Source organism: Aquabacterium sp., assembly GCF_029946005.1.
GTDB lineage: Bacteria > Pseudomonadota > Gammaproteobacteria > Burkholderiales > Burkholderiaceae_C > Aquabacterium.
In genome coordinates this window covers 26,216-39,430 of sequence record NZ_JAQSDR010000033.1, presented here as the reverse complement: position 1 = coordinate 39,430, position 13,215 = coordinate 26,216, and the positions used below count along the sequence as shown (strand labels likewise).

The window sequence follows — 13,215 nt, the reverse complement described above, 5'->3', positions numbered from 1 at the left end:
GACCCGGGCCTGATGGCTGCCGGGTGAAGCAAAGCTTCTGATTATAGGTTTCAGGGGGGTGGCCTATGATTCTGGCCCGTGCATGCTTTCCCGAGAACCGCCATGACCGCTTTTCCATCTCCGCTGGCCGCGCTGAAAGACCCCTCGCTGCTGAAGACCCGGGCCCTCATCGACGGCCAATGGGTGGACGCCGCCGAACGCTTCGATGTGTGCGACCCGGCCACGGGGCAATTGCTGGTGCAGGTGCCCAATCTGGGCTTTGCAGAGACGGAAGCCGCCATTGCCGCCGCCAACCGCGCTTGGCCCGCGTGGAAGGGGCTGACGGCCAAGGCGCGGGCCACCATCATGATGAAGTGGTACGCCCTGCTGATGGACAACGCGGACGACCTGGCCCGCATCATGACCGCCGAGCAAGGCAAGCCGCTGGCCGAATCCAAAGGTGAAGTCGCCTATGGCGCCAGTTTCATCGAGTGGTTCGCCGAGGAGTCGCGCCGCGTTTATGGCGAAACTGTGCCCAGCACCGACCCCAGCAAGCGCTTCCTGGTGATCCGCCAGCCGATTGGCGTTTGCGCGGCCATCACGCCCTGGAACTTCCCCATTGCCATGATCACTCGCAAAGTGGCGCCCGCGCTGGCCGCTGGCTGCCCCGTGGTCATCAAGCCCGCCGAGGCCACGCCGCTGTCGGCCCTGGCCGTGGCCGAACTGGCCTTGCGCGCGGGCATGCCGCCGGGTGTCCTGAACATCATCACCGCCGATGCCGACCGATCGATCGAAGTGGGCAAGGCGCTGTGCGCCAGCGACACGGTGCGCCACCTGTCTTTCACGGGCTCGACGGAAGTGGGCCGCATCTTGATGAAGCAGTGCGCGCCCACGATCAAGAAGCTGTCGCTGGAGTTGGGCGGCAACGCGCCCTTCATCGTGTTCAACGATGCCGACATTGACGCGGCCGTGGAAGGCGCCCTCGTCGCCAAATACCGAAATGCGGGACAGACCTGCGTCTGCGCCAACCGCCTGTACGCGCAGGCCGACATCTACGACCAATTCGTGGCCAAGCTGGCCGAGCGCGTGGCGCAGATGAAGGTGGGCAATGGTTTCGAAGCGGGCGTGACGCAAGGCCCGCTGATCGACGACCAGGCCCTGGCCAAGGTGGAAGACCTGGTGGCCGATGCTTTGGCCAAGGGCGCCAAAGTGGTCACCGGTGGCCAAAAGGCCGCCATCGACGGCGGCAACTTCTACACGCCGACGGTGCTGTCGAATGTGTCGAGCAGCATGCGCTTGGCGCGTGAAGAGATTTTCGGCCCGGTGGCCCCAGTGTTCAAATTCGACTCGGAAGCTGAAGCCATTGCCATGGCCAATGACACCGAGTTCGGCTTGGCAAGCTACTTCTACAGCCGCGACGTGGGCCGCATCTTCCGCGTGGGCGAGGCCCTCGAATACGGCATGGTCGGTGTCAACACCGGCCTGATTTCAACCTGTGAAGTGCCCTTTGGGGGCGTGAAGCAATCGGGCCTTGGCCGCGAGGGCGCGCGCCAGGGCATGGACGATTACCTGGAAGCCAAGTACCTTTGCCTTGGCGGATTGGACAAGTGAGCCGAGCATGAGTTTTCTGAATGAGCTGTGGCCTTTGGCGCCACGTCACTGGGTGCTGCTGGCCTTCATCGCCGCCGCCCTGCACTCGCACTTGCGCGGCAAGATGCGCTTTGGGCTGGTGCGTGCCCTGACCGACTTCACGGTGCTGATCGCGCCTCTGAACTCGCTGATGGTGCTGTTCTCGAAAGTCGGCTCGCAGCCCTACCTGGACCCGAAGAAGTTCCCTGAGCTGCAGTTGCTGCAACAGAACTGGCAGGTCATCCGCGAAGAGGCCCTGCACCTGGACGGGCGCGGCAACATCAAGGCCGCCGACACTTACAACGACATTGGCTTCAACTCCTTCTTCCGCACTGGCTGGAAGCGTTTTTACTTGAAGTGGTATGCCGATGAACTGCCCTCGGCCCAAGAGTTGTGCCCCAAGACGGTGGCGTTGCTCAAGCAGATCCCCAGCATCAAGGCGGCGATGTTCGCCTCATTGCCACCCGGTGCTCGCCTGGTCCGTCATCGCGACCCGTACGCGGGCTCACTGCGCTACCACATGGGTCTGATCACGCCCAATGACCCCGGCTGCTACATCGACGTCGATGGCGAGAAGTACCACTGGAAAGACGGCGAAGTGGTGATGTTCGACGAGACCTACATCCACTACGCCGAGAACACCACCGACCACCCGCGCATCATCTTGTTCGCCGACATCGAGCGCCCGGTCTACACACCGGTCATGCGTTGGATCAACCACCTGTTCGGCACCCTGGTGATGACCGCCGCCGCCACGCAGAACGTGGAAGGCGAGCCCGTGGGCGGCCTCAACAAGTTCTTCTTCCACTTTTACCAATTGCGTGCCAAGGCCAAAGTCTTGAAGGCCCGCAACCGCACCGCCTATTACGTGGGCAAGTGGGTTTTGATCGGTGGCCTGCTCTGGGCGTTGTTTTACTGAGGAGACCTGCTGACTGGCATGGCCGCCTGATCAGTGATTTAATGGGCAAGAAATAAAAGGGAAGGGGCTCATGCCATGGAAGCCGAGACCGTCGCCTTGATGACCCTCGAATCGCCCGACGCCCTGGTCTTGCTGACGGCCAAGGGCCATGTTGCGCACTGGAGCAAAGGCGCCCAGTCCATATTTGGTTACAGCGAGCAAGAAGCGGCTGGCCAACACTGGGAAACCCTCAGCGTCCCTGCCGACCAGGCGATCGAACCAGGTCTGCACATTCAGGAAACTTTGAGCCTAGGCACGGTCACCTATGAAGCCGTGCGCCGCAGAAAAGATGGCTCGCTGCTGTATGTCGATGTCACGACCAAACTCGTGCGTACTGCCAATCTTGAGCCCATGGTCCTGTCGGCCGAGAAGGATGTGACCACCATCAAAGTCTTGCGAGACGCCAAGCTGATGGAAGCCCGGTTTCGCGACCTCCTCGAATCCACCCCAGACGGCATCGTGATGGCCAACCCCACCGGGCACATCGTCATCGCCAACAGCCAGGCCGAGCGATTGTTTGGCTATTCCGAAGGTGAGTTGCGAGGCCGGTCTGTCGATGCGTTGCTGCCAGAGCGCTACCGCAAGGCCCATGTGGGGCACCGTTCCAACTACTTTTTGCAACCCCGCAAGCGCGCCATGGGCTCGGGCCTGGATTTATCGGGTTTGCGCAAAGATGGCAGCGAGTTCCCGATCGAGATCAGCCTCAGCCCTTTGCGCACCGAAGAAAGCGCTTTCGTGATGAGCGCCATCCGGGACATCAGCGAGCGCAAGCGCTTTGAAAAGGCCCTCCAGGAGAAGAACCTGGAGCTGGCCAACGCCAACCAGGCCAAAGACCGGTTTCTGGCCAGCATGAGCCATGAGTTGCGCACCCCTCTGAACGCCATCATCGGCTTCACCGGCACGCTGTTGATGAAGCTCCCAGGGCCTCTCAACGATGAACAGCAAAAGCAGCTGAAAACCGTCCAATCCAGCGCACGCCATCTGCTCGCGCTCATCAATGACCTGCTGGATGTCTCCAAGATCGAAGCCGGCAAGGTGGAGTTGCACCTGGAAGCGGTGGACGCGAGGGCCCTTCTGGATGAAGTGGCCGACACCCTGCAGCCGCAGGCGATCAGCAAGGGATTGACCCTGGCCGTGCAGGGACCTGCGTTGGGCTCCATGATCCACACTGACCGGAGGGCGCTCAGCCAGATCGTGCTGAACCTGGCAGGCAATGCGCTGAAGTTCACCGAGCGAGGTTATGTGAGGCTCATCCTGGCACCGGGGGTGAATGGCGCCGCCACGATCCACATCGAAGACACGGGCATTGGCATCTCGAAGGACGATCAGGGCAAACTCTTCGGCGCGTTCAGCCGCGTGCGCAACGAACGCCCCGACGCGCCCGAGGGCACCGGGCTGGGCCTGCACTTGAGCCAGAAGCTGGCCGAGTTACTGGGGGGCAAAATCGTCTTTCGAAGCGAAAGCGGGAAAGGCAGCACCTTTTCGCTGATGCTGCCTGGAGACTGACTCATGACGACAACCTTCCTCATCATCGAAGACAACGCCGCCAACATGGAGCTGGTGCGCTACCTGTTGACATTCAGCGGCTACAAGGTGCTGCTGGCGCATGACGGCCAGCAAGGACTCCAAATGGCCTTGAACGAGCGCCCCGACCTCATCATCTGCGACCTGCAGATGCCCCGGCTGGACGGGTACCAGGTGCTTGAGCAACTGCGCTCCAGCAGCCAGGGTGAGCAGCCCATCGTGATCGCCGTCACCGCGTTTTCCATGCCCAATGACCGTCAGAAGAGCCTGACAGCCGGGTTCAACGGCTACATATCCAAGCCCATCGAACCGGAAAACTTCGTCAGCCAACTCGAATCGTTTCTGCCCGAGCAGATGCGCTTGCCGCGTCCCGTGCCGGGCCATTGAGGTCCCTGCGCCATGGCCAAAATACTGGTGGTCGATGACCATGCCCCCAACCGAGAGTTGATCGTGGCCCTCATGGGCTACAGCGGGCACCAATCGATCGAGGCTTCGGATGGCAGCATTGCCCTGGAACAGGTTCGCGCAGAACGCCCGGACCTGGTGATTTGCGACATCCTCATGCCGACCATGGATGGGTATGAGTTCGTCAGGCAGTTGCGTGCAGACGCCGCCATCGCGCAAACCGAAGTGGTCTTTTACACGGCAACATTCATGGAGCGCGAAGCCCGCAGCCTGGCCCATGCCTGTGGGGTGTCCAACGTGCTGATCAAGCCGTGTGAGCCGCAAGAGATCCTGCGCGTTGTCGAGCACGCGCTGGCCCACGCCAGCTCACCCGAAATGCAGCCCGACGCCGAGCAGTTCGACCGCGAGCATTTGCGTTTGCTGACCGACAAGCTGGCCCTCAAGGTCAGCGAACTGGAATGCGCCAACCAACGTCTTTCTGCGCTGACCGACCTCAATTTGCAGCTGGCTTCCGAGCGAGACCCCTATGTGCTGCTAGACAAGGTGTGCCGTGGCGCCAGAGACCTGCTGGGGGCACGCTACAGCGTGCTGGGCGTGCGTGACAAGCATGGTGCTGCTGACCAGTACATGTCGACTTGGGGTTTGGCGCCGGAACAATCAGACCAGGTGAAAAGCCTCGGCATCGAGGGGAAGATCTTTCGCGAGGTCATGGCGGATGGTCGCGCTCGCCGCTTTTCCCAGTCGGACCCGGCTTCTTCTACCTCGGGGCTGCCAGACACCTACCCCCCGGCGCAAAGCATTTTGTTGGCACCCGTGATGTCGCTGAACCGAATCCATGGGTGGATCCTGCTGGTCGACAAGCTCGGTTCACCGGCCTTCACGCTCGACGACGAACATCTGTTGACGATCCATGCGGCCCAAGCCGGGCGCATCTACGAAAACGGCAGCCTCTACAACGAGATCAAACGCACCGCCGAGCAACTGCAGATCGAGATCGTGGAGCGCAGGCTTGCAGCGGAGGCCCTCGTCAAAGCCAATGAAACACTGGAACACCGGGTGCAACTGCGAACGGCCGAGTTGAGCGAAACCATCGACGGCCTTGAAACCTTCAACCGAAATGTCTCCCACGACATCCGTGGTCCGCTGGGTGGCATCGCCAGTGCGGCCAAGATGGCACAAGCATTGATCGAGGGTAACCAGAAAGACAAGGCCATTCGCCTGCTTCAAGCGGTGGCCGCACAGGCCACGATGACCGAGAAGGTGGTCGAGTCCCTGCTGGCACTGGCGCGGACCAGCAACGTCACCCTGCGAACGCGCAACGTGGACATGAACGCCCTCTTGAGTGAAGTGGTCGAGTCCATCCGCCAGGCCCGATCGGTGGGGACGATTCCCGTGACCCAGGCCCCACTCCCGGAAATCGAAGCCGATCTCGAACTCGCCCGGCAGGTTTTTGTGAACCTGATCGGCAACGCACTGAAGTTCGCGGCAGAAGTCGGCAAGCCCCAGGTTGAAGTGGGCGTGATCAAGTCAGCGGATCAGCCCGTGTTTTTTGTACGTGATAACGGCGTTGGCTTTGACCCGGAACAGGCCAAACGCCTTTTCAAACCATTTCAGCGCATGCATGACGCCCGTTTTGAAGGCTCGGGGGTGGGTTTGTCCATCGTCAAGCGCATCATCGATCGCCATGGCGGAAAGGTCTGGGCGGAAGGCACACCTGGTCAGGGCGCCACTTTCTATTTCAGTTTTGGCGAATCACCATTGCCTTGCTCTCAGGCAACGTGACTCATCATAGAAAGGATCGGCATGTTCATTGATGTCCCAGGGGCCAAATTGTTCACCACCCGAAGCGGCCCGCCCAAGGGCACCGCCATCCTCGCGATCGGCGGGTGGATCGGAAGCTCCGAGTTGTGGACGGAACCGCTGGCCGCCCTAGGGCCACCCTTGAGCGATTTGTCCAGCTTTGCGTGCCCGAGGCGGAATCAGAACATGTCAAGGCATGTGGGCTTAAAAATGGGCATCGCCTTGGCCAAAGCCCTGCCAGACGAGGAACTCATGGTTTTTGCAGGAGCCGGGCACGTGCCAATGCTCACGCATCCGACCAGGGTGGCGAACACCATCCGCGACTTCCTGCACCGCCGTGGCGCTTGAGCGCATGGCAAATAACCGGAGCCCTTCATGTCCCATGAATTCATCAAGCACCTTGTGTTGACGTCCGCACTGACCACAACCTGCGCCATCGCCAGTGCGGCAGAGCCTCCTCAATTTGTCACCGATGCTGCCAGCAAGGCCTCGTCGGTGGCGGCCAAGGTCGAAAAATCTGTCAAGCATGGCCTGCAAAAAGCAGCCAGCGCAGTTGAACGCGGAGCCTCCGCCACAGGCCATGCTGTCAACAAAACCGCACGCAAGCTCGGCCTGCCCACACCACCAGCTTCTTCTGCCAGCGAATGAATAAGCCTGAACTGTGGGTTTAGAATGCGCCCTGTTCGCGGGTGTCGTTCAATGGTAGGACTCTTGCTTCCCAAGCAAATAACGTGGGTTCGATTCCCATCACCCGCTCCAAGACCAACGCTATCGGCGCCGAGACCTGCCCAGCCCATGCAGTCCGATGGCGACCAGGCCCAAGCCCAACAAGGCAAAGCTGGGCGACTCGCTCACCGTGGCAACCGGGCTGGACGCCCGCTCCTTGACCTTGCCCGACGCCTCGGATGCAGCAGCATGGGCACTCATGCCGACGAGCAAGCTGAACGCCGCCAAACAGCGACTGGCATTCAGCAACAAAGGGGCACTGCTCACGTTCAAAACTCCACTCAGGGCATGGCGGGCAAATCCGCTCACCCAATGATGCGCGCACGTTCCTTGGAAAAGCGGACTCTTCACCCCCCAGATGAATGCCTGCCCCGCACTGATCAGCCTCCCGCGTGATTTAGTGCCCTGCCTGGCTTAAGGGACAGCCCTAGGGCGGCCGGTAAAGGACAATGGCGACCTGTATCCAGTTCCAAGCCGCATTGCCCCCCGACTTCACCATGAGCACCGACCTGCCCCCTGACGACGACGCCCAATCGGCGCCCGCCTACCCCCACCGCACCATCCGCAGTTTCGTGATGCGCGCCGGGCGGACCACGGAAGGCCAGGCCAAGGCTTTGGCCGAACTGGGCCCCAAGTACCTGCTGCCTTTTGACAAAGCCCCGCTGGACTACGTCGCCACTTTTCAGCGCCAGGCCCCCGTGGTGCTGGAAATCGGTTTTGGCATGGGCGACGCCACAGCCACCATTGCGCAAACCCTGCCTGACACCGACTTCATCGGCGTTGAAGTGCATGAGCCCGGCGTGGGGGCCTTGCTCAAGCGCATTGGCGATCAAGGCATCACCAACCTGCGCCTGATCCGCCACGATGCGGTCGAAGTGCTGGACCACATGATCCAGCCCGCCTCGTTAGCTGGCGTGCACATCTTCTTTCCCGACCCCTGGCACAAGACACGCCACAACAAGCGCCGACTGATCCAGGCGCCTTTGGTGGCCCACCTCGCCTCGCGCCTGGCCCCTGGCGCGTACCTGCACTGCGCCACCGACTGGGAGCCCTATGCCCGCCAGATCCTGCAAGTGCTGAGCGACGAGCCCACCCTGGTCAACGCCGCCGAAAGCTACGCCCCCAAGCCCGCCTACCGCCCCCTGACCAAGTTCGAGAACCGCGGCCTGCGACTAGGTCACGGTGTTTGGGACTTGGTGTTCAAAAAGCGCTGAAAAGCCCCTCTGATGACCTAGACCCCACGCACCCGTTGACGTTACGCTGAAGACGTTGACTGGAGTGCGCTGTGAATAAACTCTCCGACCGCTTACCGCTTCCCTGGGCCGATGAAGCCGCGCAAATCGACAAGCTGAGGCTGCGCCTGCAAGACAAGCTGGACTGGGGCATCGTGCGCCAGCAATGCGAGCCCTGGGTGCGCGGCATCCGCCACCGCCCGCCGCCCTTCTGGGCGCTTGAATCCCTGCTGCAAGAGTTCCCGTTGTCCAGCACCGAAGGCCTGGCCTTGATGCGACTGGCCGAAGCCCTGTTGCGCGTGCCCGACCAGGACACCGCCCAGGCCCTGATCGGCGACCAGTTGACCCAGGCCGACTTTGCCAAGCACGCGGGCCACGGCTCCGCCCACCCCTGGCTGTCCGGCGCCTCGGCCCGCGTGCTTGACCTGGCGCATCAACTGCTGCCATCACCCGCTGGCCGCACGACCGCGCCCACCTTGGTTCAACGCCTGGGCGGCCCCACCGTGGTGTCCGCCACCGCCCGCGCCCTGCAATTGCTGGGTCGCCAGTTCGTGCTCGGCCAGACCGTGGAAGAGGCCCTGACCCACGCCCGCAAGCAAACCCAGTCAGACGCCGATCAAGGCCTGACCACCCGCCACAGCTTCGACATGCTGGGCGAAGGTGCCCGCACCTGGGCTGATGCTGACCGCTACCTGGCTTCTTACCAGCGGGCCTTGTCGCAACTGGGCCAGCCAGGTGACAAGAAAGCGCGGCAACTGCCGTTTTCGCAACGCCCCGGCTTGTCGATCAAGCTGTCGGCCCTGCACCCGCGCTTCGACCCTTCGCAACACGAGGCCCTGGTGCGCGAACTGCTGCCCAGGCTGGAACAACTGGCCCGCCAGGCCGACGAGGCCGGCGTGCTGCTGACCTTGGACGCCGAAGAATCCTTCCGCCTGGAGTTGCAGCTGGACCTGCTGGCCCGCTTGATGCCCGCCGTCGGCGACGGCCTGGGCCTGGCCGTGCAGGCCTACCAGCACCGCGCCCTGGCCGTGATCGACGAAGTGCAGCGCCTGGCCACCTTGCACGACAAACGCCTCTCCGTGCGCCTGGTCAAGGGCGCCTATTGGGACACCGAGATCAAGCGCGCCCAGGAGCTGGGCCTGAACGGCTACCCGGTCTACACCCACAAGGCCAACACCGACCTGTCCTACCTGGCTTGTGCCGATGCCCTGCTGGCCCGCAGCGACGTGCTCTACCCGCAGTTCGCCACGCACAACGCGGCTACCATCGCCGCCGTGATGCAGCTGGCCAAGCAGCATGGCGTGGGACCGGAGCGCTACGAATGGCAGCGACTGCACGGCATGGGCGAAGGCGTCTACCGCGAGCTTCGCCACCCCAAAGCCTCGCCTGAAACGGGCGCGGCCCTGCGCATTTACGCGCCAGTGGGCGAACACCGCGACCTGCTGGCCTACCTGGTGCGGCGCCTGCTGGAAAACGGTGCCAACGCATCCTTCGTGCACCAACTGGCGGACCCTCAGGTCAGCCTGGACGAGTTGCTGGCCTCACCCTGGCTCAGCGCCATCGACACTGAACACGGCCCTGGCGTGGTGCCGCCCGCCAGGCTCTACGGCTCCGATCGGCGCAACGCGGTTGGGCGAGACCTGAACTGCCAGATGCACCGCGAGGCCCTGGAGGCCGCTGTGCACGTCAGGCGCCAGCAATCGACCGTGCCCTCGCCTGCCCATGCCCTGTGTGCTGCCGAGGCTCAGGCCCTGATGGAATCGCTCAGCCAAGGCTGGCAAGACTGGGAAGAAACCACCGCGCCTGCACGCTGCGCGGTGCTCGACAAAGTGGCCAACCTGCTGGAAGCCGAGTTCGACAGCTGGGCCGCCGACCTGGTGGTGGAAGCCCGCAAGACCATGAGCGATGCCGTGGCCGAGGTGCGCGAAACCATCGACCTGGCCCGCTACTACGCCCAGCAAGGCCGTCACCACCTGCAAGTGCAGGTGCTGCCCGGCCCCACTGGTGAAAGCAATGAATGGCAACTGCGTGGCCGTGGTGTGTTCGTCTGCATCGCGCCCTGGAACTTCCCGCTGGCGATTTTCGGTGGCCAAGTGATGGCCGCGCTGGTGGCCGGCAACGCCGTGGCCGCCAAGCCCGCCGACCAGACGCCGGACATCGGGCGCCGCTTTGTGGCCCTGCTGCACCAGGCCGGCGTGCCCACCGACGCGCTGGGCTGCGCCTGCGGGCCCGGTGCAGTGGTGGGTGCCGCTTTGGTGGCCAGCAAGCACTGCGCGGGCGTGGCCTTCACCGGCTCGGTAGCCACCGGCAAACGCATCCAGCGCATGTTGGCCCAGGGTGACCGCCCCATCGTGCCTTTGATTGCAGAAACCGGCGGCCTCAATGCCATGGTGGTGGACAGCACCGCCTTGCCTGAACAGGTGATGGACGCGGTCGTGGCCAGCGCCTTTTTGAGTGCAGGCCAACGCTGCTCAGCCTTGCGCCTGCTGTGCCTCCACAGCGCCACGGCGGACTCGCTGGAAGCCATGCTGGCGGGCGCCTTGCAAACCCTGGTGATCGGCGACAGCGCTGATTGGGCCACCGACGTGGGCCCCGTCATCGATGCCCAGGCGCACGATCTGCTCAATGCCCACCTGTCTGAGCTGGACCATCAGTCGCAGCAGCCCCGTTCTGGCGTGCGCCTGATTGGTCGAACCACCTTGGCCGCGTCATCAACCGCACCGCACACCGTGCCCCCCACGGCCTACACCCTGCCCCGCGTCAGCGCCCTGACGGCCGAGCACTTTGGCCCTATCCTCCACGTGGTGCGCTGGGGCCCGGGCACCCAGGCGCCCGACATCGACGCGCTGATCGAGCAGATCAACGCCACCGGCTATGGCTTGACTTTGGGGGTGCAGACGCGCATCGACTCGCGCGCACAGCACATCGCCCGCCGCACGCGTGTGGGCAATGTGTATGTGAACCGGGGAATGACTGGCGCCGTGGTCGGGTCGCAACCCTTTGGCGGCCAGGGATGGAGCGGCACCGGCCCGAAAGCCGGGGGCCCTCACTACCTGCTGCGGTTTTGCACCGAGCAGGTGGTCAGCATCAACACCGCAGCAGCAGGCGGCAATGCCGCGCTGCTGACACGGGGAGACTGACCCGATCGATGATCAGTTAGCCGCAGCAGCAGGTGCGCTGAACTTGAAGTCGGTCTTGGCCTTGGCCTTCAGATCGTCGCGGTACTTGGCCAGCTTGGCTTGCCCATTGCGCTGCTGCAGCTGAGCCTTGACTTCGTCATAGGGCGGGAACTGCGTGGCGCGCGAGTCTTCCAGCTTGATAATGTGGTAGCCGAACTGCGACTTCACCGGGGTTTCGGTGAACTTGCCTTTTTCCAGCTTGGACATGGCTTCGGAGAACTCAGGCACGTAGTTGCCCGGTGCCGCCCAATCCAGATCGCCACCGTTTTCGGCAGAGCCGGGATCCTTGGAGTTCTTCTTGGCCAGGTCTTCGAACTTGGCACCGGCCTTGAGCTGGGCGATCAGCGACTTGGCGTCTTCTTCCTTCTCGACCAGGATGTGGCGAGCGCGGTATTCCTTGTCACCGTTCTGGGCCTTGATCTTGTCGTATTCAGCGCGCAGATCGGCTTCGCTGTCCTTGGACTTGGCCTGGAAGTCAGCAAACAAGCCTTGGATCAGGATAGACTGACGCGCGAATTCCATTTGCGTCTTGTAGTCGGCGGTGGCGGCGATGCCCTTCTTTTCGGCCTCTTGCACGAAGATCTCGCGCAGCACCAGCTCTTCCTTGACCTTGGCTTCCAGATCCGGCGTCTTGGCTTGTTGGCCTTGCTTGAGGATCTGGGTCATCATGGCGTCGAACCGGGCCTTGGGCACGGGCTTGCCATTGACCATGGCGATGTTCTGGGCCATCACCAGAGGTGCGGCCAGCGACAGGGTCGCGGCCAGCACGGCGGACTTGATGACATGGGTGCGGAAAGTCTTCATGAGCGAATTTTGTTAGGTTGTTTCGTTGTCAGACAGGCTCGGCTTTGATGGCCAGCGCATGGATGCCCTGCGGTATCAAATCGCGAAGGGCATCATACACAAGGCGATGCCGTTGAACGTGTGACAGTCCGTTAAAGCACTGCCCACGCAAATGCACGCTGAAATGCCGTCCGGCTTTGGCGCCTTCGTGCCCGGCATGGAGGTGACTGTCATCGGTCACGTCAATGCTGAGCGGCTGCAGCGCCAATGTCAGGCTGGCTTGGATCTGTTCGGCGGTCACGCCTTGGAGTGGAGTCATGGTCGGGCCTTAAAGTTCACTTGGCCTTGGCGGTATCGTCGGCGGGCAGCGGAGGCATGTGGCGGCTCAGGTACAAACCCTGAGCCAGCATGAACAGCAACATCAAACCGGAAGCCCCCCAGACCTTGAAGGTGACCCACTGCTCTTCGGTGTAGTTGTAGACCACGTAAAGGTTGAGCACGCCCATGAAGGCAAAAAAGCCGACCCAGGCCCAGCCCAGTTTGATCCAGACGGCATCGGGCGCATCGATCTGGCCGCCCATCATCTTGTGCAGCACCCGGCGCTTCATGACGATCTCGGCCACCAGGAAGCCCGCGCTCATCAGCCAGTACAGCACCGTGGGCTTCCACTGGAAGAAGATGGCGCTGTGCAGCCACATCGACACACCGCCCAGCACCGTGCCCACGATCAGAGTGCCCCACAGCATCATGTCCACCTTGTGGCGCAGGATCTTGAGCACGGCGATTTGAATCACCCCGCAAAACACCATCACCACGGTGGACAGCAGCATGGGCGCTTCCTTGGCCGCGACCACGCCCCCAGACACCATGAAGCCCAGGTATTGCGTCATCCACTCGGCCGCCAGCTCCTTGTGGCCACCGGCCCAGGTGTAGGCGCCGAAAAACAGGAGGAGTGGCAGCAGGTCAAAAAATATCTTCATGGGGAACCGGTTTGAGGGTC

12 protein-coding genes and 1 tRNA gene are annotated in these 13,215 nt (G+C 62.6%); 9 read left to right on the top strand and 4 right to left on the bottom strand.

Going from position 1 to position 13,215, the window contains the following annotated elements; translation table 11 throughout:
- Positions 1-102: 102 nt before the first annotated feature.
- From PSV38_RS16070 to PSV38_RS16040, 7 genes are all read left to right on the top strand, one after another.
- Positions 103-1,590 carry an NAD-dependent succinate-semialdehyde dehydrogenase gene (locus tag PSV38_RS16070; protein WP_300549140.1) on the top strand — a complete coding sequence of 496 codons (1,488 nt, stop codon included), beginning with the start codon at positions 103-105 and terminating at the stop codon, positions 1,588-1,590.
- A 7-nt stretch (positions 1,591-1,597) separates the two neighbouring features.
- On the top strand, positions 1,598-2,527 hold the full coding sequence (locus PSV38_RS16065) for an aspartyl/asparaginyl beta-hydroxylase domain-containing protein (RefSeq protein ID WP_300549139.1): 930 nt from the start codon (positions 1,598-1,600) through the stop codon (positions 2,525-2,527).
- 75 nt (positions 2,528-2,602) lie between these two features.
- Positions 2,603-4,072: a PAS domain S-box protein gene (locus PSV38_RS16060; protein WP_300549136.1), complete on the top strand. Its 1,470-nt coding sequence runs from the start codon at positions 2,603-2,605 to the stop codon at positions 4,070-4,072.
- Between the two features lie 3 nt (positions 4,073-4,075).
- Positions 4,076-4,477, top strand: a complete 402-nt coding sequence (locus PSV38_RS16055) for a response regulator (protein ID WP_300549134.1) — start codon at positions 4,076-4,078, stop codon at positions 4,475-4,477.
- Positions 4,478-4,489: 12 nt separating this feature from the next.
- Complete coding sequence (locus PSV38_RS16050; RefSeq protein WP_300549132.1) at positions 4,490-6,277, top strand: ATP-binding protein; 1,788 nt, start codon at positions 4,490-4,492, stop codon at positions 6,275-6,277.
- Positions 6,278-6,670: 393 nt separating this feature from the next.
- On the top strand, positions 6,671-6,943 hold the full coding sequence (locus PSV38_RS16045) for a hypothetical protein (protein WP_300549130.1): 273 nt from the start codon (positions 6,671-6,673) through the stop codon (positions 6,941-6,943).
- 37 nt (positions 6,944-6,980) lie between these two features.
- A tRNA-Gly gene (locus tag PSV38_RS16040) sits at positions 6,981-7,054 on the top strand.
- 9 nt (positions 7,055-7,063) lie between these two features.
- Here PSV38_RS16040 and PSV38_RS16035 read toward each other — a convergent pair.
- Positions 7,064-7,288, bottom strand: coding sequence for a hypothetical protein (locus tag PSV38_RS16035; protein ID WP_300549129.1), 225 nt, complete (start codon positions 7,286-7,288; stop codon positions 7,064-7,066).
- 230 nt (positions 7,289-7,518) lie between these two features.
- Here PSV38_RS16035 and trmB point away from each other — a divergent pair, with 230 nt between their 5' ends.
- Both trmB and putA read left to right on the top strand, forming a co-directional pair.
- Positions 7,519-8,235, top strand: a complete 717-nt coding sequence (gene trmB, locus PSV38_RS16030) for a tRNA (guanosine(46)-N7)-methyltransferase TrmB (RefSeq protein WP_300549127.1) — start codon at positions 7,519-7,521, stop codon at positions 8,233-8,235.
- 71 nt (positions 8,236-8,306) lie between these two features.
- Positions 8,307-11,393 carry a bifunctional proline dehydrogenase/L-glutamate gamma-semialdehyde dehydrogenase PutA gene (putA, locus tag PSV38_RS16025; RefSeq protein ID WP_300549125.1) on the top strand — a complete coding sequence of 1,029 codons (3,087 nt, stop codon included), beginning with the start codon at positions 8,307-8,309 and terminating at the stop codon, positions 11,391-11,393.
- A gap of 12 nt (positions 11,394-11,405) precedes the next feature.
- Here the strand turns inward: putA and PSV38_RS16020 are convergent, their stop codons facing one another.
- The 3 genes from PSV38_RS16020 to PSV38_RS16010 are packed head-to-tail and all read right to left on the bottom strand — an operon-like array spanning position 11,406 to position 13,195.
- Positions 11,406-12,236, bottom strand: coding sequence for a peptidylprolyl isomerase (locus tag PSV38_RS16020; RefSeq protein ID WP_300549123.1), 831 nt, complete (start codon positions 12,234-12,236; stop codon positions 11,406-11,408).
- A gap of 28 nt (positions 12,237-12,264) precedes the next feature.
- Positions 12,265-12,534: a BolA family protein gene (locus PSV38_RS16015; RefSeq protein ID WP_300549121.1), complete on the bottom strand. Its 270-nt coding sequence runs from the start codon at positions 12,532-12,534 to the stop codon at positions 12,265-12,267.
- A gap of 16 nt (positions 12,535-12,550) precedes the next feature.
- The gene (locus tag PSV38_RS16010) at positions 12,551-13,195 is read right to left on the bottom strand and encodes a septation protein A (RefSeq protein ID WP_300549119.1); all 645 of its coding nucleotides are present in this window, start codon (positions 13,193-13,195) and stop codon (positions 12,551-12,553) included.
- Positions 13,196-13,215: the final 20 nt, after the last annotated feature.